At 66.5% G+C, this 21,639-nt stretch carries 23 protein-coding genes and 2 pseudogenes; 4 read left to right on the top strand and 21 right to left on the bottom strand.

The annotated features are described in order from the left end of the window. Positions 1-88 precede the first annotated feature (88 nt). Positions 89-745, top strand: coding sequence for an amino acid-binding protein (locus AADZ55_RS07165; protein ID WP_085327605.1), 657 nt, complete (start codon positions 89-91; stop codon positions 743-745). Positions 746-751: 6 nt separating this feature from the next. Here the strand turns inward: AADZ55_RS07165 and AADZ55_RS07160 are convergent, their stop codons facing one another. From AADZ55_RS07160 to AADZ55_RS07150, 3 genes are all read right to left on the bottom strand, one after another. Then, a complete protein-coding gene (locus tag AADZ55_RS07160) occupies positions 752-1,180 on the bottom strand; it encodes a tautomerase family protein (RefSeq protein WP_085327601.1) in 429 nt (142 codons plus the stop codon). 6 nt (positions 1,181-1,186) lie between these two features. Beyond that, positions 1,187-3,286, bottom strand: coding sequence for an NAD-dependent DNA ligase LigA (ligA, locus tag AADZ55_RS07155; RefSeq protein WP_085327602.1), 2,100 nt, complete (start codon positions 3,284-3,286; stop codon positions 1,187-1,189). Between the two features lie 95 nt (positions 3,287-3,381). Further along, positions 3,382-4,395 carry a methionine synthase gene (locus AADZ55_RS07150; RefSeq protein ID WP_085327606.1) on the bottom strand — a complete coding sequence of 338 codons (1,014 nt, stop codon included), beginning with the start codon at positions 4,393-4,395 and terminating at the stop codon, positions 3,382-3,384. A gap of 94 nt (positions 4,396-4,489) precedes the next feature. On the opposite strand from AADZ55_RS07150, the gene AADZ55_RS07145 reads away from it, so the two are divergent. Further along, positions 4,490-5,119, top strand: coding sequence for a sensor domain-containing protein (locus AADZ55_RS07145; protein ID WP_085327603.1), 630 nt, complete (start codon positions 4,490-4,492; stop codon positions 5,117-5,119). 22 nt (positions 5,120-5,141) lie between these two features. Here the strand turns inward: AADZ55_RS07145 and AADZ55_RS07140 are convergent, their stop codons facing one another. The 18 genes and pseudogenes from AADZ55_RS07140 to AADZ55_RS07055 form a co-directional block, all read right to left on the bottom strand. Beyond that, on the bottom strand, positions 5,142-5,432 hold the full coding sequence (locus AADZ55_RS07140) for a WXG100 family type VII secretion target (protein WP_341286279.1): 291 nt from the start codon (positions 5,430-5,432) through the stop codon (positions 5,142-5,144). Between the two features lie 11 nt (positions 5,433-5,443). After that, entirely contained in the window at positions 5,444-5,737 is a 294-nt protein-coding gene (esxG, locus tag AADZ55_RS07135; protein WP_341286274.1) for a type VII secretion system protein EsxG, read from the bottom strand. A gap of 65 nt (positions 5,738-5,802) precedes the next feature. Beyond that, positions 5,803-7,038 (bottom strand): PPE family protein, encoded by a 1,236-nt coding sequence (locus tag AADZ55_RS07130; protein ID WP_341286278.1) that lies wholly within the window; start codon positions 7,036-7,038, stop codon positions 5,803-5,805. Continuing rightward, complete coding sequence (locus tag AADZ55_RS07125; RefSeq protein WP_341286277.1) at positions 7,035-7,346, bottom strand: PE family protein; 312 nt, start codon at positions 7,344-7,346, stop codon at positions 7,035-7,037. Before AADZ55_RS07125 ends, AADZ55_RS07130 begins: the two co-directional genes overlap by 4 nt. A 625-nt stretch (positions 7,347-7,971) precedes the next feature. After that, complete coding sequence (locus AADZ55_RS07120; RefSeq protein ID WP_341286276.1) at positions 7,972-9,219, bottom strand: PPE family protein; 1,248 nt, start codon at positions 9,217-9,219, stop codon at positions 7,972-7,974. Next, positions 9,216-9,344 (bottom strand): annotated as a pseudogene (locus AADZ55_RS07115) (PE family protein); the annotation flags it as partial. The pseudogene AADZ55_RS07115 and the gene AADZ55_RS07120, both read right to left, overlap by 4 nt. A gap of 413 nt (positions 9,345-9,757) precedes the next feature. Further along, positions 9,758-10,048: a WXG100 family type VII secretion target gene (locus tag AADZ55_RS07110; RefSeq protein WP_341286275.1), complete on the bottom strand. Its 291-nt coding sequence runs from the start codon at positions 10,046-10,048 to the stop codon at positions 9,758-9,760. A gap of 11 nt (positions 10,049-10,059) precedes the next feature. Then, a complete protein-coding gene (gene esxG / locus AADZ55_RS07105) occupies positions 10,060-10,353 on the bottom strand; it encodes a type VII secretion system protein EsxG (RefSeq protein WP_341286274.1) in 294 nt (97 codons plus the stop codon). A gap of 65 nt (positions 10,354-10,418) precedes the next feature. Then, complete coding sequence (locus AADZ55_RS07100) at positions 10,419-11,681, bottom strand: PPE family protein (protein ID WP_341286273.1); 1,263 nt, start codon at positions 11,679-11,681, stop codon at positions 10,419-10,421. After that, on the bottom strand, positions 11,678-11,989 hold the full coding sequence (locus tag AADZ55_RS07095) for a PE family protein (RefSeq protein WP_341286272.1): 312 nt from the start codon (positions 11,987-11,989) through the stop codon (positions 11,678-11,680). The genes AADZ55_RS07100 and AADZ55_RS07095 overlap by 4 nt, the downstream gene beginning before the upstream one ends. Before the next feature lie 210 nt (positions 11,990-12,199). Further along, positions 12,200-12,295 (bottom strand): annotated as a pseudogene (locus tag AADZ55_RS23480) (PPE domain-containing protein); the annotation flags it as partial. Beyond that, positions 12,292-12,603: a PE family protein gene (locus tag AADZ55_RS07085; protein ID WP_341286272.1), complete on the bottom strand. Its 312-nt coding sequence runs from the start codon at positions 12,601-12,603 to the stop codon at positions 12,292-12,294. The pseudogene AADZ55_RS23480 and the gene AADZ55_RS07085, both read right to left, overlap by 4 nt. Positions 12,604-12,892: 289 nt before the next feature. Further along, positions 12,893-13,972, bottom strand: coding sequence for a tRNA 2-thiouridine(34) synthase MnmA (mnmA, locus tag AADZ55_RS07080; protein WP_085327635.1), 1,080 nt, complete (start codon positions 13,970-13,972; stop codon positions 12,893-12,895). Further along, positions 13,973-15,151: a cysteine desulfurase family protein gene (locus tag AADZ55_RS07075; protein ID WP_341286271.1), complete on the bottom strand. Its 1,179-nt coding sequence runs from the start codon at positions 15,149-15,151 to the stop codon at positions 13,973-13,975. Between the two features lie 89 nt (positions 15,152-15,240). Then, positions 15,241-16,110: a lysophospholipid acyltransferase family protein gene (locus AADZ55_RS07070; protein ID WP_085326596.1), complete on the bottom strand. Its 870-nt coding sequence runs from the start codon at positions 16,108-16,110 to the stop codon at positions 15,241-15,243. Next, a complete protein-coding gene (locus AADZ55_RS07065) occupies positions 16,107-16,976 on the bottom strand; it encodes a GNAT family N-acetyltransferase (RefSeq protein ID WP_085326597.1) in 870 nt (289 codons plus the stop codon). Before AADZ55_RS07065 ends, AADZ55_RS07070 begins: the two co-directional genes overlap by 4 nt. Before the next feature lie 172 nt (positions 16,977-17,148). After that, entirely contained in the window at positions 17,149-18,105 is a 957-nt protein-coding gene (locus AADZ55_RS07060; RefSeq protein WP_085326598.1) for an electron transfer flavoprotein subunit alpha/FixB family protein, read from the bottom strand. A gap of 35 nt (positions 18,106-18,140) precedes the next feature. Continuing rightward, positions 18,141-18,941, bottom strand: a complete 801-nt coding sequence (locus AADZ55_RS07055) for an electron transfer flavoprotein subunit beta/FixA family protein (RefSeq protein WP_085326599.1) — start codon at positions 18,939-18,941, stop codon at positions 18,141-18,143. 284 nt (positions 18,942-19,225) lie between these two features. On the opposite strand from AADZ55_RS07055, the gene AADZ55_RS07050 reads away from it, so the two are divergent. Then, a complete protein-coding gene (locus AADZ55_RS07050; RefSeq protein ID WP_085326600.1) occupies positions 19,226-20,035 on the top strand; it encodes a class I SAM-dependent methyltransferase in 810 nt (269 codons plus the stop codon). Then, entirely contained in the window at positions 20,032-21,627 is a 1,596-nt protein-coding gene (locus tag AADZ55_RS07045; protein WP_085326601.1) for a glycoside hydrolase family 57 protein, read from the top strand. Before AADZ55_RS07050 ends, AADZ55_RS07045 begins: the two co-directional genes overlap by 4 nt. The last annotated feature ends 12 nt before the right edge of the window (positions 21,628-21,639 follow it).

Raw genomic sequence — 21,639 nt, 5'->3', positions numbered from 1 at the left:
GAAGCCGGCCCACCCGGCCCGTCGAGCGCCGAACACGCCGGCCCCTGCCGAAATGCCGCGGATACATCGCTGTGCAACAGTGTTGGCCGTGCCTTCGTATCTGCTGCGAATCGTGCTAGTCGACCAACCGGGCAGCCTGGGGTCGCTGGCGGTCGCGCTCGGTTCGGTGGGTGCCGACATCCTGTCGCTCGACGTCGTCGAGCGCAACGCTGGATACGCGATCGACGATCTGGTGATCGAACTGCCCCCGGGAGCGATGCCCGACACGTTGATTACCGCCGCCGAGTCGCTTTCCGGTGTCCGGGTGGACAGCGTCCGCCCGCACACCGGGCTGCTGGAAGCCCACCGCGAGCTGGAACTGCTCGATCATGTCGCCGCGGCTGACGGCACGACGTCGCGGCTGCAGGTTCTGGTGGACGAGGCCCCCCGGGTGCTGCGGGTGAGCTGGTGCACTGTGTTGCGCGGTTCGGGGGGTGAGCTGCATCGTCTCGCGGGCAGCCCCGGTGCGCCGGAAACCCGGGCGGATTCGGCGCCCTGGCTGCCGATTGAGCGAGCCGCGCCGCTGGACGGCGGCGCCGATTGGGTGCCCCAAGCCTGGCGCGACATGGACACCACCATGGTCGCGGCCCCGTTGGGCGACCCGCATACCGCGGTGGTGCTGGGCCGGCCCGGCCCGGAATTCCGGCCGTCGGAGGTGGCCCGGCTGGGCTATCTGGCCGGAATCGTGGCGACGATGCTGCGCTGAGGACGCCTACTGGCTACAGAGCAGTTCCCCGAGCACGTGTCGGTTTCGCTCGAGCCACTCGGCCTCCTCACCGGGAGCCGGCATGATCAACCCGGCCTCCATGATCGAGGTTGGGTCGACATCGTTCAGGCCGATCAGCAGAGAGCGAGCGTCCTGGCCGGTGATCGACAACCACGACCGCGATAGTTCGGTGAGCAGCCGCGCCCGGGTCTCGCGATCTCGCCCGGCACGAATGTTTCCGTTGATCACCGAACACGCGTTGGGCTTGCCCGCCGTGAAGTAAGCCGCCGGGTCGTACTCAACGAACAAGACATTGACGAATCCGCGGGGCGCGCCCGTGACCGTGGAATGAACGTCAGTGATGGCTTCGGCCAGCGCGGCACGGGTATCCACGCTGAGCGATCCTGCCGGAACGAGGCACTGATAGAAGGGCATTAACCACTATGTCACCGCTTCGTCCCCGGTCTTCGGGGGCCCCTCGGCCAGCAGGTCTCGGAAGCCGTCCTCGTCGAGGATCGGCACCCCTAGCTCCACCGCCTTGTCGAATTTGGATCCCGGCGAATCACCGGCGACGACGAAGGCGGTCTTTTTTGACACTGAGCCGGCCGCCTTGCCGCCGCGTATCAGGATGGCCTCCTTGGCCTCGTCGCGGGAAAAGCCGGTCAGCGAGCCGGTGACCACGATGGTCAGCCCGGACAGCGTGCGCGGCACGCTTGCGTCGCGCTCGTCGGCCATCCGCACCCCGGCCGCCCGCCACTTGTCGACGATCTCGCGATGCCAGTCCACGGTGAACCACTCGGTGACCGCTGCGGCGATGGTCGCTCCCACGCCCTCTACCGCGGCCAGCTGCTCGGTGGTCGCGCCCACGATCGCGTCCAGGCCGCCGAACTCGGTGGCCAGCGCGCGCGCGGCCGTCGGCCCGACATGGCGGATCGACAATGCCACCAGCACTCGCCACAGGGGCGCGGCCTTGGCCTTGTCCAGGTTGGCCAGCAGCCGTTTGCCGTTGGCCGACAATGCGCCGGCCTTGGTCCGAAACAGCTCGGTGCGCAACAGCTCTTCCTCGGTGAGGTCGAACAGATCACCCTCGCTGGCGATCACTCCCGCTTGCAGCAGCGCGACGCCGGCCTCGTAACCCAGCACCTCGATGTCCAGGGCGTTTCGGCTCGCGACGTGAAACACCCGCTCCCGCAGTTGCCCCGGGCAACCGCGCGCGTTGGGGCAACGGATGTCGGCATCGCCTTCCTTCTCCGGCGCCAGCGAAGTGCCGCACTCGGGACATGTCGTGGGCATGACGAACTCCCGCTGCGACCCGTCGCGCAGATCGACGACGGGTCCTAGCACCTCCGGGATCACGTCACCGGCCTTGCGGATCACTACGGTGTCGCCGATCAGCACGCCCTTGCGCTTGACCTCCGCGGCGTTGTGCAGCGTGGCCTGGCCCACCGTCGAGCCGGCGACCTTCACCGGCGTCATGAACGCGAACGGCGTGATCCGCCCGGTGCGACCGACGTTCACCCGGATGTCGAGCAGCTTGGTCTGCGCTTCCTCGGGCGGGTACTTGTAGGCGATGGCCCACCGCGGGGCGCGTGAGGTGGAACCCAGCCTGCGCTGCAGCGCCACCTCGTCGACTTTGACGACCACGCCGTCGATTTCGTGGTCCACCTCGTGGCGATGCTCGCCCCAGTAGTCGATGCGCTCGCGAACGCCGATCATGTCGTCGACCAGGGTGGTGTGCTCGGAAACCGGCAGCCCCCAGGCCCGCAGCGCCAGGTATGCGTGGTGCTGGCTGGTCGGGCGGAAACCTTCGGCGTGCCCCAGCCCGTGGCAGATCATCCGCAGCTTGCGGCGCGCGGTGACCGCCGGATCCTTCTGGCGCAGCGAACCCGCCGCACTGTTGCGCGGGTTGGCAAACGGCGCCTTCCCCGTTTCGACGAGGCTGGCATTGAGCGCCTGGAAGTCCTCCAGTCGAAAAAACACCTCGCCGCGGACCTCGAGAACCTCGGGCACCGGGTAATCGTCGCTGGCCGCGAGCCGTTCGGGCACGTCGTCGATGGTGCGGGCGTTGAGTGTGACGTCCTCGCCGGTGCGGCCATCGCCCCGGGTAGCCGCCCGGGTCAATCGGCCATCCCGGTAGACCAACGACAGTGCGACGCCGTCGATCTTGAGTTCGCAGAGGTAATGTGGCTGCACACTGGAGTCGCCGACCTCGGCGTGGATCCGGGTAGCCCAGGCGCCGAGTTCGTCGGCGCTGAACGCGTTGTCGAGGCTCAGCATCCTTTCCAGATGACCAACCGGCTCGAATTCGGTCGCGAAACCGGCCCCGCCGACCAGCTGCGTGGGTGAGTCGGGGGTGCGCAGCTCGGGGTATTGCTCCTCGAGGGCTTGGAGTCTGCGCAATAGGTCATCGAATTCCGCGTCGGTGATGATCGGCGCGTCACGTACGTAGTAGCGGAACTGGTGTTCGCGTACCTCCTCGGCCAGGTCCCGCCACTGCCGCAACACCTCGGAAGCGGTCTGATCGGCCGCTGGGGAGCTCACCCTGGCAGGCTAACGGAGGACACCGACACGCCGAGATTGCCCCAGTGGTCGTCCCGGGCCAGCCGCGATCTCGGCGAATCGTTGCGTATGCACCGTTAGATCGCGTCCGGATCTTGAGCGAAGGCGTCTGCGGCTTGTCGGACAAACCCGATCGCGGCACGCGCCCACTGCTGCGTCGCGCCCGCGAGACCGCAAGCGGGGGTGACGCCGACGCGATCGCGCAGTGTCGAGCGACCGAACCCGAGTCGATCGGTGACCGCGACCACCGCGGCTGCCGCCTCTTCGGTCGAGCGGCGGCGCTCGGGGGCGCTGACCGCAACCACGCCGAGCATAACGGTGCGGCCGTCCTCAATGAACGCCGCGAGACCGTCTAAGTCCGCGGCCCGCAACGTGCCGGCATCCACCGACAGTGCACTAATACCGCTGCGCCGCAACAGATCCCATGGCAAATCCGAAGAGCAGCTGTGCAGCAACACGTCGGTGTCTACGGCCTTGACGCAGGTGTCGAGCAGCGTGCCGGCGACCGCCTCGTCGAGCGGGGCAACCGGGCTTAGCGCGGTCACGCCGGTCAGTCGTCCGCCCAACGCCGCCGGCAGCGACGGCTCATCGAATTGCACGACCACCGGTGTGTCAAGTCGACGCGCCAACGCCGCGCGGTGCGCGGCGACACCTTCGGCCAGCGACGCAGCCAGGTCACGCACGGCTCCGGGGTCGGTGATCGCCCGATGGCCATTGGCCAGCTCTAACCCCGCGGCCAATGAGACCGGACCGGTCGCCTGCACCTTGACCGGTCGCCCGCCGCCGCGGAGGCCCGCGGTCTCCCAGGCCTCTTCCAGGGCGTCCATATCCTCGTCGAGCAAACTGACGGCCCGGCGTGTCACCGCGCCGGGCCGAGCGGCGATCCGGTAGCCGCGCGGCACCGTGTCGATGGCCACGTCGACCAGCAACCCGCCGGCCCTCCCCAGCATGTCGGCGCCCACTCCCCTGGCGGGCAGCTCGACGAGGTGGGCCAGCGCACCCCCCAACTCACCGACAACGACCTCTGCGGCCTCACGCGCGCGGGTGCCGGGCCACGATCCGATCCCGGTGGCCGTTGCGAAAACACTCACCCGGCAACCGTATTCGACCTGACCCGGCACGCCGGCCGGCAGGGGTGTTTACCGCCGGCCCGTACGGGTAGGTTCGAGCACAGAAGGGTGGCAGATGGCGGGATTGCTGCGGCCGCTGTTGTTGTTCTGCGTGATGTTTCTAACAGCGGCGTGCACACGGGTGGTGAATGGCACAGCGCTGCCAGCATTTGGTGCCGCCCCGACGCGCGTGCTCGACGTCGACGCGTTGCTGTTGGACCAGCCGCGGATGCAAGCGATCACCGGCGCGGGCGACGACCTGACGATCATCCCCACGATGGATGGCAAGTACCTGATTGACATCGACGACCTCGCCGACACCGCACCGCGGGAATGCCGGTTCTTTTTCGCCGAGACCGCAACGTTCGGGCCCGATGTCGAAGCGTTCCACAAGACCACCTTCCAGGACCCGCCGGATAGCGCTCTGATCTCCGAGGCCGCGGCTGCCTATCACGATGCCGACACCGCCCGGCACGCCTTCGACGCCCTGGTGGACACCGTCGGAAAATGCGCAAACAGTTCGGCCGGCCGGCTGTTCGTCAGAACATGGCAGGCCGACGGCGACTCGCTGCACATCCGGCCGGGCGACTGCGGCCGTGACTACCGGGTCCTGTCGGCGGCCTTGCTCGAGGTGACCTTCTGCGGCTTTCCGGAATCGGTGTCCGACATCGTGATGACGAACATCGCCGCCAACATTCCGGGTTAACTGACTTCGCCCCCGCCGGCTGCTAGGCGCCCCACTTGGCGGCTTCGGCCCCGTCGCGGGCCAGCATGGCCATGGTGTTGGACTCATGCGTGCCGGCCATCGAATGATAGGCCCGCATCAGATCCTCCATCGCCTGATTCCACTGCGCCTGCCAACCCTGATAGGTCAACCCGGTATCCCCCTGCCACGCACCCGACAGCACCGCCTGCTCGCTGGCGATATCGGCCCCCAAGCTCTGCAGCGTGCCCGCATAACCCGACATGTCCCCGGCATGGGCCATCATCGCCGGGTAGTTGTACATAATCTGCGACATCACAAACCCTTTCAGAAACCCGTGTAACTGGACGCGGCGGCGACATCGGCGGCCACATAGGTGCCCGCGGCCTCACCCATGTTGGCCTGCGCGACTTCCAGCAGTTCATTCACCTTGGCGGCCGCGACCACAAACCGGGCATGGGCGGCCTGAAACGCCGCCGCGGACTCCCCTTGGTGAAACGCCTGCGCCGACATCGCCGACTGCTCGGCCTGACTAATCGTGTGCCGCATCAACCCCGCGTTGGCGGCAAACGCCGTGTGCGAGGCGATCAACTGCGGAATATGGGCATCCAACAAACTCATCGTGATTCCTTTCGATTCGGGTTACCAACTGCTCGACCATCACTGCGTGAAGCTCACCTGCCTCCTTAACTCACCGCGCCGACCAAACCCGCGTCCCAGCTACCCGGCAGCATCGGCACCCGCGGATCACCGCCACCAAACTCATCACCGGCCAACACGGTCAACCCCGCGGGCTGCCCAACGGACTGCGTGCCCGCGGTCCCGGCAAACCCCAACGACCCAGCACCCCGATCCGAAGCCACCGCCGACACCAACCGCACCCGCGCCGACACCGCACCCGAGGCCGGCTCCACGCTGCTAACCAGCGCCGCCGGCGCGGCGCCCACACCCGCCGCCGGCACAGCGGCCAGACCCGCCACACCGGCCAACCCAGCCACACCCGGAACAACAGCGGCGCCCAACGCCCCCAACAACGGACCCGTCAAAAGCGCACCACCAATAACATTCTCCACAATCCACACTACAACTGTAAATGCAATCAGCGAGACACTAAAGAAGGCGAGTACCGGAATAATGACAAATGACCAAATAACCATAATTACCTCGACAAGAACGATCCTTACCATCTCCATGAGGAACGCGCCAAATTGCAAATTCAAGAGATCATTAATTGCCTGTACGAACGCATTGAGAATCATATTGATAGCGTCTAGATAAGCTACAAATAGCTCATACCAGGCCTGTAATAGCGGCTCCAACACTTTCCATGGGAATGGGATGTAGGTTGCGGCGGCCAACGCGTTGCTGACTTCATTGGCACCGGGCTTGACGATCACCGGCGCCGGGCCAGCATGCGGCGCAGAAACCAACGCCGCACCCGCCACGGTCTCATACACACTCATCGTGGTGGCGGCCTGAATCCACATCCGCACATAGTCGGCCTCATTGACCACGATCGGAATCGTGTTGATCCCAAAGAAATTCGTCCCCACCAACACCGCGTGCGCGGCATGATTGGCCGCCAACTCCGGCAACGTCGGCATCGCCGCCAACGCACTGACATAGGCCGCCGCGGTGGCCTCATGCTCAGCCGCCGTAGCCGCACTGTCAGCACTGGCCTGGATCAACCACGCCACATACGGCACATAGGCGGCCACAAACAACTCAGCACTGGGCCCCAACCACGCCCCGGCCTGCACCGCAGCCACTATCTCGGTCAGCTCTTCGGCCGCCGCAGCGTACTGAGCACTCAACGACGCCCAGCCCACCGCGGCCGCCTGCAACGAACCCGGCCCCGGGCCACCACTGAGCAACGCCGAATGCAGCTCCGGCGGCAAGGCAAACCACACCGGCGCCGTCACAAGCCACCCCAGCCCGCATACGTCGACGCCGCCACGGCATCACCAACGGCATAACTGACACCGGACTCCGCCACACCCACCCCCGACCGACCCAGCTCCTCAACCCCTTCAGCCGCGATCGCCGCACGCTCGCTGCCCAGCGCACTAAACCCCACCGCGCTTTGCACCGACACCGGATCCGCCCCCGGCGCCACCACCGCCGTAATCACCGGCGCGGCGGCAGCATGCGCGGCCGCCAACCGAGCCGTCAGCGCCTCCACCGCCGCACTCGCCGCCGCCAAACCTTCAGGAATCACCCGGAGCGCCACGCGCTTCTCCCTACGAGTAAGGGCTATCGCCGGGCGATAATGCAGGCTGCGACCGACCGGGAAACCAGTTGTCAGGTATCACGTCCCGCGGCGCTGGGTGACGCTTCAGCCGCAATTTTCACCGGCTGCAACGCCAAGCCACTAGGGTCAAATCACCCCAACCTTTGCGACGAGCTGAAACACATCGCCCCACACATCGTCTGCATTCAATGTGTCGTGTACAAGATGTCCCACGGCCCGCCAAGAACTGTGACAAGTTCACCAGCTAAATGGCATGCGCCATGTCGGCAGGCAGGTCGTGAGCCCAGGACGAAATCCACAGCCAGCCCGGCTATCCCGACCACGACCTACTTCACCGCCCGGGCCAGGCCTCGCCGCCGGGCCTAACCGCCCGATTGCGCGAGTTGGGACCTATTAGTGTGCAAGATCACCGTCGATATCGGCGATTGCTTCGCGGAGGGCGTCGGGTAGCGGGGCGGCTGCAGTGCGGTCCGCCCGCCGGCACGGCGGGTTGTCCTACCGACGAATTTCTTTATGCTCTAACCGGTTTGGTGCTCCATGTAGTGACTGCGGGCCAGCGCCGAACACGATCGCGAGGTGCGCATCGATGGATTCGCGATGCCCTTTAACTCACCGCGCCGACCAAACCCGCGTCCCAGCTACCCGGCAGCAGCGGCACCCGCGGATCACCGCCACCAAACTCATCACCGGCCAACACGGTCAACCCCGCGGGCTGCCCAACGGACTGCGTGCCCGCGGTCCCGGCAAACCCCAACGACCCAGCACCCTGATCCGAAGCCACCGCCGACACCAACCGCACCCGCGCCGACACCGCACCCGAGGCCGGCTCCACGCTGCTAACCAGCGCCGCCGGCGCGGCGCCCACACCCGCCACCGGCACAGCGGCCAGACCCGCCACACCGGCCAACCCAGCCACACCCGGAACAACAGCGGCGCCCAACGCCCCCAACAACGGACCCGTCAAAAGCGGAACAGCGCCAAACAAATTCCCGATAATCCAGTTATAGATAATCTCTATAACACCAGCCATAGCATACAATAATCCGCCCACGACAACAGCGACATTATAACCAAAATCGATCAGCAGTTGAGCATTGGTTACCAACGTAATAATGAGACCAATAGGGTTCAAACCCAAGATATCCAAAAACAGCTGCAACCCAACCCAAGCCACGCTAGGGAGCTCGGAAAGCAACGCGTTCAGAAATTGCTGGTATTCGGCCAGAACCCCTTCTAAGAACGCTATAATTTGTTGCCACGGGAAAGGGGTGAGGGTTGCGGCGGCCAACGCGTTGCTGACTTCATTGGCACCGGGCTTGACGATCACCGGCGCCGGGCCAGCATGCGGCGCAGAAACCAACGCCGCACCCGCCACGGTCTCATACACACTCATCGTGGTGGCGGCCTGAATCCACATCCGCACATAGTCGGCCTCATTGACCACGATCGGAATCGTGTTGATCCCAAAGAAATTCGTCCCCACCAACACCGCGTGCGCGGCATGATTGGCCGCCAACTCCGGCAACGTCGGCATCGCCGCCAACGCACTGACATAGGCCGCCGCGGTGGCCTCATGCTCAGCCGCCGTAGCCGCACTGTCAGCACTGGCCTGGATCAACCACGCCACATACGGCACATAGGCGGCCACAAACAACTCAGCACTGGGCCCCAACCACGCCCCGGCCTGCACCGCAGCCACTATCTCGGTCAGCTCTTCGGCCGCCGCAGCGTACTGAGCACTCAACGACGCCCAGCCCACCGCGGCCGCCTGCAACGAACCCGGCCCCGGGCCACCACTGAGCAACGCCGAATGCAGCTCCGGCGGCAAGGCAAACCACACCGGCGCCGTCACAAGCCACCCCAGCCCGCATACGTCGACGCCGCCACGGCATCACCAACGGCATAACTGACACCGGACTCCGCCACACCCACCCCCGACCGACCCAGCTCCTCAACCCCTTCAGCCGCGATCGCCGCCACCAAACTTTCAGGAATCACTCGTAGCGCCACGCGCATCTCCTACGAATATGGGCTATCGCCGGGCGGTGATGCAGACTGCGACCGACCGGGAAACCAGTTGTCAGGTATCACGTCCCGCGGCGGCGCTGGATGACGCTTCAGCCGCAATATTGACCGGCTGCACACCAAGCCACCAGAGCTAAAATCACCCCACTTTTGCGACGAGCTGAAACATGTCGCCCTGCGCATCGTCTGCATTTCAATGTGACGTGTGCAAGATGTCCCACTGCTCGCGAAATCTGTGGCAGATTCACCACTCTGAACGTCATGCGCTACATCGGCAGGCAGGTCGTGAGCCCAGGACGAACCCACAGCCAGCCCGGCTATCACGACCACGACGTACGCCACCGCCGGGGAGGCCTCGTCGCCGGTTAACCGCCCCACTTGGCGGCTTCGGCCCCGTCGCGGGCCAGCATGGCCATGGTGTTGGACTCATGCGTGCCGGCCATCGAATGATAGGCCCGCATCAGATCCTCCATCGCCTGATTCCACTGCGCCTGCCAACCCTGATAGGTCAACCCGGTATCCCCCTGCCAGGCACCCGACAGCACCGCCTGCTCGCTGGCGATATCGGCCCCCAAGCTCTGCAGCGTGCCCGCATAACCCGACATGTCCCCGGCATGGGCCATCATCGCCGGGTAGTTGTACATAATCTGCGACATCACAAACCCTTTCAGAAACCCGTGTAACTGGACGCGGCGGCGACATCGGCGGCCACATAGGTGCCCGCGGCCTCACCCATGTTGGCCTGCGCGACTTCCAGCAGTTCATTCACCTTGGCGGCCGCGACCACAAACCGGGCATGGGCGGCCTGAAACGCCGCCGCGGACTCCCCTTGGTGAAACGCCTGCGCCGACATCGCCGACTGCTCGGCCTGACTAATCGTGTGCCGCATCAACCCCGCGTTGGCGGCAAACGCCGTGTGCGAGGCGATCAACTGCGGAATATGGGCATCCAACAAACTCATCGTGATTCCTTTCGATTCGGGTTACCAACTGCTCGACCATCACTGCGTGAAGCTCACCTGCCTCCTTAACTCACCGCGCCGACCAAACCCGCGTCCCAGCTACCCGGCAGCATCGGCACCCGCGGATCACCGCCACCAAACTCATCACCGGCCAACACGGTCAACCCCGCGGGCTGCCCAACGGACTGCGTGCCCGCGGTCCCGGCAAACCCCAACGACCCAGCACCCCGATCCGAAGCCACCGCCGACACCAACCGCACCCGCGCCGACACCGCACCCGAGGCCGGCTCCACGCTGCTAACCAGCGCCGCCGGCGCGGCGCCCACACCCGCCGCCGGCACAGCGGCCAGACCCGCCACACCGGCCAACCCAGCCACACCCGGAACAACAGCGGCGCCCAACGCCCCCAACAACGGACCCGTCAAAAGCGCACCACCACCGACAATCCACTCAAGAACATTAAAAGAGATCCACAAAACAACTTCGAACGCAACAAATACCGGAAAAGCGATAAGTGCGATCGGAAGACCGAGAAACAAAAGCATTGCAATAGCTGTCTGTACGGTAACGAACGCCTCCAGGGCCTCGATGAAAAGTCCAAACTGCAAAGACAGAAGACTCAAGACCATATCTTTCAGTGCCTCAAAGGACAATTTGATAGCCATTAACAAGTATTTGCCGATCAATCCCAACATGACAAGTTGATCAGTCAATAGCTGCATAATGGCCTGCCATGGGAATGGGATGTAGGTTGCGGCGGCCAACGCGTTGCTGACTTCATTGGCACCGGGCTTGACGATCACCGGCGCCGGGCCAGCATGCGGCGCAGAAACCAACGCCGCACCCGCCACGGTCTCATACACACTCATCGTGGTGGCGGCCTGAATCCACATCCGCACATAGTCGGCCTCATTGACCACGATCGGAATCGTGTTGATCCCAAAGAAATTCGTCCCCACCAACACCGCGTGCGCGGCATGATTGGCCGCCAACTCCGGCAACGTCGGCATCGCCGCCAACGCACTGACATAGGCCGCCGCGGTGGCCTCATGCTCAGCCGCCGTAGCCGCACTGTCAGCACTGGCCTGGATCAACCACGCCACATACGGCACATAGGCGGCCACAAACAACTCAGCACTGGGCCCCAACCACGCCCCGGCCTGCACCGCAGCCACTATCTCGGTCAGCTCTTCGGCCGCCGCAGCGTACTGAGCACTCAACGACGCCCAGCCCACCGCGGCCGCCTGCAACGAACCCGGCCCCGGGCCACCACTGAGCAACGCCGAATGCAGCTCCGGCGGCAAGGCAAACCACACCGGCGCCGTCACAAGCCACCCCAGCCCGCATACGTCGACGCCGCCACGGCATCACCAACGGCATAACTGACACCGGACTCCGCCACACCCACCCCCGACCGACCCAGCTCCTCAACCCCTTCAGCCGCGATCGCCGCACGCTCGCTGCCCAGCGCACTAAACCCCACCGCGCTTTGCACCGACACCGGATCCGCCCCCGGCGCCACCACCGCCGTAATCACCGGCGCGGCGGCAGCATGCGCGGCCGCCAACCGAGCCGTCAGCGCCTCCACCGCCGCACTCGCCGCCGCCAAACCCTCCGGAACCACGCGCAACGTCACTGCCCGCACTCTTTCTTCCGAGGTGTTTCATCGGGCAGCGCTGCACGACCGAGCTCAAACCTAGGGTCAACCATCGCACGTTCCGGTTAATAAATCAATCGCTTGGTTATATATCGCCCGTTCCCTCCAGGCGTGCCTTAGCGGCCGTTCTCGGCGATGCTCGCTCCGATCTCGTGCGGTTTGACCTGCCACGGCCCGCAGCGATACCCGCGCCGCGGCCGCCTGCAACGAACCCGGCCCCGGGCCACCGCTGAGCAACGCCGAATGCAGCTCCGGCGGCAAGGCAAACCACACCGGCGCCGTCACAAGCCACCCCAGCCCGCATACGTCGACGCCGCCACGGCATCACCAACGGCATAACTGACACCGGACTCCGCCACACCCACCCCCGACCGACCCAGCTCCTCAACCCCTTCAGCCGCGATCGCCGCACGCTCGCTGCCCAGCGCACTAAACCCCACCGCGCTTTGCACCGACACCGGATCCGCCCCCGGCGCCACCACCGCCGTAATCACCGGCGCGGCGGCAGCATGCGCGGCCGCCAACCGAGCCGTCAGCGCCTCCACCGCCGCACTCGCCGCCGCCAAACCCTCCGGAACCACGCGCAACGTCACTACCGATACTCCTTCCGACGCGTCTGGCCGATCCGCACCGCCGACGCTCATGCCCAATCACGGAGCAGCAGAACGCAAATACTCCAAACCATACATCTCACGGACTGTTGCAGTTGTCAAATGTGGCTGGTGGCAACACATTACGGTTACGTAGGTATAGGCGACGGTTACGTAGGTATAGGCGACGGTTACGTAAGTTTCGGCACCATCTCGCCCGCCTGGGCAGCTGGTAGGACCGGTCCTTGCCCAACCATCGGTCCCGAGCAAAGCCCTCAGACCGGTGGTAGGGCTATAACGTCGCCGTGCGGGCGATGGTGGCGCTGCCGAGTACTTCGTCGCCGTCGGGATCGGGGCGGTAAAGCACCAGCGTCTGACCCCGCGCCACACCGCGCAACGGGGAACACAACTGCACGGATAGTTCGCTGCCGATCAATTCGGCTACCGCCCTGGCGTTTTCACCGTGCGCACGCACTTGAACCGCGCACTCTATGGGACCTGACGGCGCGGCTCCAGCGGTGAAGACGGGCTGGCGTCCGGTCAGTGTGTGCACATCGAGATCGGTCACGTCGCCGACGTGGACGGTGCCGGTGTCGGCGTCGATCGCGGTGACATAGCGCGGCCGACCATCCGGGCCCGGCCCGGCAATGCCCAGGCCTTTACGCTGGCCGATGGTGAAACCATGCACCCCATCATGGGTGGCCAGCATCGCGCCATCGGTGTCGACGACGGTACCGCGGCGAACTCCGATGCGCTCACCCAAAAATGCCTTGGTATTGCCGGACGGAATGAAGCAGATGTCGTGGCTGTCCGGCTTGTCGGCGACCGCCAGGCCGCGACGGGCCGCCTCCGCGCGGATCTGCGGCTTGGGAGTATCCCCGATCGGGAACGCGGCGTGGCGTAGCTGCTCGGCGGTCAGCACGGCCAGCACGTAGGACTGATCCTTGTCCCGGTCTACGGCGCGGCGCAGCCGCCCATCCGACAGCCGGGCATAGTGGCCGGTGACCACCGTGTCGAAGCCCAGCGCAATGGCTCGTGCCGACAAGGCGGAAAACTTGATCTGCTGATTACACCGCACGCAGGGGTTGGGTGTTTCGCCGCGCGCGTACGACGACACGAAGTCGTCGATCACGTCTTCCTTGAACTTCTCGGCGAAATCCCATACATAGAACGGGATTCCGAGTATATCGGCGACGCGGCGCGCATCTGCAGCGTCCTCTTTGGAGCAGCAGCCCCGCGAGCCGGTGCGCAGCGTGCCGGGTGCTTCCGACAACGCCAGGTGCACGCCGACCACGTCGTGTCCGGCATCGACCATACGGGCGGCGGCGACAGACGAGTCGACACCACCGCTCATCGCGGCAAGAACTCTCACCTAGGACGCCCCCGCAGCGGCCAGGGCGGCCCGCCGGGCGCGAGCCACCGCCGACGGCAGCACCTGCAGCGCCGCATCGACATCGGCGTCAACACTGTCGTGCCCCAAGGAAAGTCGCAGCGACCCGCGCGCGCTGGCGGGGTCAGCACCCATCGCGACCAACACGTGCGACGGCTGCGCGACACCGGCAGTACACGCCGAGCCGGTCGAGCACTCGATTCCGTTGGCATCCAACAGCATCAGCAGCGCATCACCTTCGCAGCCACGGAAGGTGAAGTGCGCGTTGCCCGGAAGCCGCAGCGGGTCGCCGGCACCGTTGAGCCGGACATCGTCAATCTCGGCCAGCACACCCTCGACCAGACGATCCCGCAACACCCGCAGCCGCGCGCTGTTGGCCTGAAGGCCGTCCACCGCGATCCGCGCGGCCGCAGCCATTCCAACAACACCCGCGACATCGGGAGTACCGGAACGAATATCGCGCTCCTGCCCTCCACCATGCAACAGCGGCACGCACGCAACTTCCCGGCGCAGCAACAATGCGCCCACGCCCGGCGGACCGCCGAACTTGTGCGCGGCCACGCTCATCGCGGATAGCCCGCTGGCGCCGAAGTCAACCGGAAGCTGCCCCACCGCCTGAATGGCATCACTGTGCATGGGGACCCCAAATTCGGCGGCGACAGCGCCCAGTTCGGCGGTCGGCATGATGGTGCCGACCTCGTTGTTGGCCCACATCACCGATACCAACGCGACGTCGTCGTGGCTTTGCAGCGCCTCGCGCAGCGCGGCTGCCGACACCGAGCCGTCGGTGGCGGTCGGCAACCAGGTCACCTGGGCGCCTTCATGATCGACCAGCCAGTTCACCGAGTCCAATACGGCGTGGTGTTCCACCTCGGTGGTGACGATGCGCCGGCGGCTCGGCTCCGCATCGCGGCGGGCCCAATAGATCCCTTTGACGGCCAGGTTGTCACTTTCGGTACCACCCGCGGTGAAGATCACCTCCGATGGACGCGCGCCCAGTTTGTCCGCGATCAGCTCACGAGACTCCTCGATCCGCCGACGCGCCGAACGCCCGCTGGTGTGCAGCGACGACGCGTTGGCGACGGTGCCCAGCACGGCCGTCATCGCCTCGACGGCGGCGGGGTGCATCGGGGTGGTGGCAGCGTGATCCAGGTAGGCCATGACGCACCCAGGATACTGGTCGCGCCGACGACCCAGAACTTTCGAGCAGGCCGGAACGTCCCTGGGCAATCTGACTAAGGCCAGAGGGCTCAGGCCACCAGCACGTGCCGGTGATGTGGATGCCGTCCCGACCGCCGCGACGCTCCCGCAAAGACTGCCGACTGGCAGCGCCGGGCCAGGTCCCGACGATCGGTACCCGGCAGCTGCAAGGACTCGACGCGCACCCAGGCCAGCGTGCGGCGCACGGTGAGCAGCCGGCGAACCGAGCGCAACAGGGTGTCATCGCCCACAAAGGCCGGAGCGGTCGAGAGTGTGCCGTCGGCGTGGTGATATGTCAGCCGGAGCGGCTGCACCGGGCGCCCGGCATCGATTGCCGCCTGAAACATTGCCGGATAGAAAGACCCGCACGCCAGACCGCACCAGGTGGTGCCCTCCGGGAAGGCCACCACCGTCTGGCCAGCGCGCAGGCGGCGCGCGACGGTGTCCACCACACCGGGCAGCCGCCGCAGACTCGTCCGCTCGATCGGAATGATCTTCAGGATGCGAGCAACCAGCCCGACCGCGCCCCCGGTGAACATGTCGGCACGGGCGACGAAAGACCCCGGCATCACCGCCCCGACGGCGAACACGTCTAGCCAAGACATATGGCTGCTGACAACGAGGACCCCGCGCAGGTTGCGAATCGGATTGCCCGATACCGAGATCCGGACACCGAAACAGCGCAGTACCAACCGGCAATAGATGCGTTGCACCCGCGTTCGGCCCGGTAGCGGCACCACCAGCAGCGGCACGCCCGGCGCCAAGGCCAGGGCCAACATGACGCGTAGCGCGACCCGCAACGCCACCCACGGCCGCCGCGACCGAGCGGTGGCGCCGATACCCACACAGCTGACGTCGCACGACGCGCGGGGTAGCCAGGAATGTCCGGTGGCCGCGGGGGCGCGCGTCGGGCCGTTCACCGGGCCGCGCCACCCGCCGTCGCATCTGCCATCTCGGCGGCCGCCGACACCGACCGCAGTCTGCGCAGGTATCGGGTATCGGCGTCGCCCTTGTCCAATAGCAGGCAGAAGTCGCCCACGCCGAAGTCCGGGTCGTGCGCCGGCTCGCCGCATACCCGCGCGCCCAGCCGCAGATAACCGCGCATCAGCGGCGGAAGTGCCGGCCGTCGCGGCGGGGGAATGTCATCGATGGCCGTGCCGTTTACCCGTACCGGCCGGTAGGGGTACACCCGACGCTGCGGCGGCGCGGCATGACGGTTCTGGATGAAGTCGCGTACGCCGCGGAGCTGGCTGCCCGGTGTTTCACCGTCCCCGCCGATCGGTACCGACACACATCCGGTCACGTAGTCGTAGCCGTACCGGTCCAGGTAGGCCAGGATGCCGGCCCACATCAGCAGCACTACCCCACCGTTGCGGTGACCCTCGCGCACTACTGCGCGGCCCATCTCCACCAACGACGGCCGCAGCGGATCGAATGCGCGTACGTCGAATTCCGTTGCAGTGTAGAGGCCTCCGGCGGCGATGGCACCCGCCGGAGCCAGCATCCGGTAGCAACCCACCAGCTCGCCGCTGTCGTCGTCTCGGACCAGCAGGTGGTCGCAGTATTCGTCGAACCGATCCATGTCAAGACCGCCGCGGTGCGCCTCGCGCGTGGCCGGCAGCGCGAAGCCGGGCGTGCTGGTGAACACGTCATAGCGAAGCCGCTGTGCCGCCTCGATGAGGCTGGGATCGGTGGACAGCAACAGGGAATACCGCGGTCCGGCGGACGAGCTTGTCGCCGAACCATGCGATTTGTCGCTGGGTATCAGGACAGAAGCGATACTCATGCCACCAACGTGGCGTAATCGTTCAGCTAACCGGCATCGGCGCGCTGACATGTCGGTGCACGTCAGATGACGAACTGTCGCAACAAATTGGGCCCGCGATCGTTCGGTCTGCAGACGCAGCAGCCCCCGACACGCCGAAGCGTCGGGGGCTGCTGCGTTTGCCGGTGCTGACTTAGCCCTTGCGGGCCTTGACCGCCTCGGTGAGCTGCGGAGCGACCTTGAAGAGATCGCCGACCACGCCGTAGTCGGCGATCTCGAAGATCGGCGCCTCTTCGTCCTTGTTGACCGCGACGATGGTCTTCGAGGTCTGCATGCCCGCACGGTGCTGGATCGCCCCTGAGATGCCCAGCGCGACGTAGAGCTGGGGCGACACCGTCTTGCCGGTCTGGCCCACCTGGAACTGGCCCGGGTAGTAGCCGGAGTCGACCGCCGCGCGCGATGCTCCGACCGCCGCACCCAGCGAGTCGGCCAGCGCCTCGACCACGCTGAAGTTCTCCGCACTGCCGACACCGCGCCCACCGGCCACCACGATGGTGGCCTCCGTGAGCTCCGGCCGGTCGCCGGCGACCGCGGGCTCACGGGCGGTGATCTTGGCGGCGTTCTCCGCCGGAGCCGGCACTTCCACGCTGACCTGCTCGCCCGCACCGTCAGCCGGCTCCGCCTCGATGGCCCCGGCGCGCACCGTGATCACCGGGGTATCGCCGTTGGCCCGCGCTTCGACGGTGAACGCGCCGCCGAAGATGCTATGGACGCCCACCCCACCTTCTTTCACGTCAACGACATCGACCAGCAGACCGGATCCGATCCGGGCCGCGAGCCGACCGGCAATCTCCTTGCCGTCGGCGGTAGCGGCCACCAGCACAGCGGCCGGGGCCGAAGACTCGGCCAGCCCCGCCAGTACGTCGACCACCGGGGTGATCAGGTACTTGTCCACCACATCGGATTCGGCGACGTAGATCTTGGCGGCACCGGCCGCTTTCAGTCCGTCGAGAAGCGGCGCGGCCGTGCCGGGCGCACCGACCACGACGGCAGCCGGCGCGCCCAGCGCGCGGGCTGCGGTGATCAACTCGGCGCTGACCTTCTTCAACGCGCCTTCGGCGTGCTCAACGAGCACCAGTGCTTCAGCCATGGGTTATTTCGCTCCGTCTCAAATGTGCGCTGGTCTTAGATGATCTTCTGGCCAACCAGGTACTGCACGATCTGGTTGCCACCTTCGCCCTCGTCGGTGACCTTCTCACCAGCGGTCTTGGGCGGCTTGGGCGTCGACGCCAGCACCGTGGATCCGGCGTTGGCCAGCCCGACCTCGTCGCCCTCGACACCGATCTCGGGCAGGGTCAGCACGGTGACTTCCTTCTTCTTGGCGGCCATGATCCCTTTGAAAGACGGGAAGCGCGGCTCGTTGATCTTCTCGTTGACGCTGATCACCGCGGGCAGTGCGGCCTCGATGGTGAACACGCCCTCGTCGGTCTCCCGCTCACCGGTGATCTTGCCGCCCTCAACCGACACCTTGCGCAGGTGGGTGAGCTGCGGCAGACCCAGGTATTCGGCGATGATGGCCGGCACTGCGCCGCCCACCCCGTCGGTGGATTCGTTGCCGGCGATCACCAGCTCGGTGCCTTCGATCGTGCCCAACGCCCGCGCCAACGCCCACCCGGTCTGAATGACGTCCGAGCCGTGCAGGCCGTCGTCTTTGAGGTGGACGGCCTTATCGGCACCCATTGACAGCGCCTTGCGGATCGCCTCGGTGGCGCGCTCGGGGCCCGCGGTCAGCACGGTCACCGATCCCTCGACGCCGTCGGCGGCCTCCTTCTCCCGGATCTGCAGCGCCTCTTCCACGGCGCGCTCGTTGATCTCGTCCAGCACCGCGTCGGCGGCCTCGCGGTCCAGCGTGAAATCGCCGTCGGTCAGCTTGCGCTCCGACCAGGTGTCTGGGACCTGCTTGATCAGGACCACGATGTTCGTCATGAGAGTGGTTCGTCCTCCTCGAAGGCGGCCCGCAGTCCTCGACTGCGGGACCTCGGTCACGCGGCTGGTAACCGCACGGGCATGTTACTACTCGGTAACTTCGTGCGGTACGCCCCCACACCATAGCGGGTGGTACTGGCCCGATTGCCCGCTCCTCCCCGTCCGGTACCGCGGACCGCATCGTCGCCGGGCGCCACGTTCCCGGGCCTGTGCCTCGCCCGCGAGCGCGAACACCCCGGTGCCCGGTTCGCGAATCCGACGGCACGGGTTAGCCTGCCTTAGCAATGAGCGCATTCGTCCCCGACGTTCCCCGCGACTGCCGCGATGACAACCCGCCGGCGGTGGATGCCGTGTTGATGCTGACCGGCGAGCGCACCATCCCCGATCTGGACATCGAGAACTACTGGTTTCGCCGCCACGAGGTGGTGTACGAGCGGCTAGCACCGCGCTGCGTGGACCGCGACGTGCTGGAAGCCGGGTGTGGCGAAGGATACGGAGCCGACCTGATCGCCAACGTCGCCCGCCGGGTCATCGCGGTGGACTACGACGAGGCCGCCGTGGCCCATGTCCGTGGCCGCTATCCTCGGGTGGAAGCGCTGCAGGCGAACCTGGCCGAGCTGCCACTGCCCGACGCGTCGGTGGACGTCGTGGTCAACTTCCAGGTCATCGAGCATTTGTGGGATCAGGCCCAGTTCGTTCGCGAGTGCGCTCGGGTGCTTCGTCCCACGGGATTGCTGATGGTGTCCACTCCCAACCGGATCACCTTCTCCCCCGGCCGCGATACCCCGATCAACCCCTTTCACACCCGCGAGCTCAACGCCGACGAGCTCGCCGGGCTGTTGGACGACGCCGGCTTCGCCGAGGTGGCCATGTACGGGCTGTTTCATGGGCCGCGCCTGCGGGACATGGACGCTCGCCACGGCGGCTCGATCATCGACGCGCAGATTGCGCGGGCGGTGGCTGACGCACCGTGGCCGCCGGAGCTGGCCGCCGACGTCGCGGCGGTCACCACCGCCGACTTCGACATCATCGAGCGGGACGGCCGTGACATAGCTGACAGCCTGGATCTCGTAGCGATCGCGGTGCGGCATTGACCGATTTCGCCAAGACCACGTCCGCAAGCCCGGTGCCCGGCCTGTTCACGCTCGTTCTGCATACTCACCTGCCCTGGCTGGCCCACCACGGCCGCTGGCCGGTCGGCGAGGAATGGCTCTACCAGTCGTGGGCGGCGGCCTACCTGCCGCTGCTGCGGGTGCTGCGCGAGCTGGCCGCCGAGGACCGGCACCGGCTGATCACGCTCGGGATGACACCGGTAGTCAATGCCCAGCTCGACGACCCGTATTGCCTCGACGGCATGCACCACTGGCTGTCCAACTGGCGGCTGCGCGCGACCGAAGCCACCAGCGCGGGGTCGGCGCCCCGGTCGAAATCGGCGAATTACCTGTCGTGTACACCGGAGGCTTTGCGGTCCTTGGGGATTCGCGAGTGTGCCGATGCGGATCGAGCCCTCGACGACTTCGCCACGCTGTGGCGGCACGGCGGTAGCCCGCTGCTGCGTGACTTGGTCGACGCCGGCACGGTGGAATTGCTCGGGGGCCCATTGGCCCACCCGTTCCAGCCACTGCTGGCACCGCGGCTGCGTGCGTTCGCACTGCGCGAAGGCCTCGCCGATGCTCAGCTGCGGCTGGCGCACCGCCCGAGGGGGATCTGGGCGCCCGAGTGCGCCTACGCCCCGGGGATGGAGGTCGACTACGCCGCCGCGGGGGTCAGCCACTTCATGGTCGACGGCCCGTCGCTGCACGGCGACACCGCGCTGGGCCGGCCGGTGAGCGAGACCGACGTGGTCGCGTTCGGGCGCGACTTGCAGGTCAGCTACCGGGTGTGGTCGCCGAAATCCGGTTACCCGGGGCACGCCGCCTACCGCGACTTCCACACCTACGACCACCTCACCGGTCTCAAGCCGGCCCGGGTCACCGGCCGCAATGTGGCTTCGGCGGCCAAGGCTCCCTACGACCCGCAGCGCGCCGACCGGGCGATCGACGTCCATGTCGCCGACTTCGTCGACGTGGTACGCAACCGACTGCTCGCCGAGTCCGAGCGGATCGGGCGGCCCGCTCATGTGGTCGCGGCCTTCGACACCGAGTTGTTCGGCCACTGGTGGTACGAGGGGCCGACCTGGCTGGCTCGCGTGCTGCGTGCCTTGCCCGACGCCGGCGTTCGGGTGGGCACGCTGAGCGACGCACTAACCGACGGGCTCGTCGGCGATGCGGTCGAATTGCCGCCCAGCTCTTGGGGTTCCGGTAAGGACTGGCAGGTGTGGAACGGCGAGAAGGTCGCCGATCTGGTCCAGCTCAATAGCGAAGTGGTCGACACCGCGCTGACCACGGTCGACAAGGCGCTGGCCCAGACGGCGTCGCTGGACGGACCTCTACCCCGCGATCAGGTTGCCGATCAGATCCTGCGGGAGACGCTGCTCACCGTGTCCAGCGACTGGCCGTTCATGGTGAGTAAGGACTCCGCGGCCGACTACGCCCGCTATCGTGCGCACCTGCACGCACACGCCACCCGGGAGATCGCCGGTGCGCTGGCCTCCGGCCGGCGCGACAGCGCACGGCGGCTCGCCGAGGGGTGGAACCGCGCCGACGGTCTGTTCGGTGCCCTGGACGCGAGAAGGCTGCCCAAATGACCCGCTTTTCCC

This window comes from Mycobacterium decipiens, from assembly GCF_963853665.1.
Lineage (GTDB): Bacteria > Actinomycetota > Actinomycetes > Mycobacteriales > Mycobacteriaceae > Mycobacterium > Mycobacterium decipiens.
Note: the sequence above shows the minus strand (reverse complement) of the source record. Positions and strands in the feature narration are given on the sequence as shown.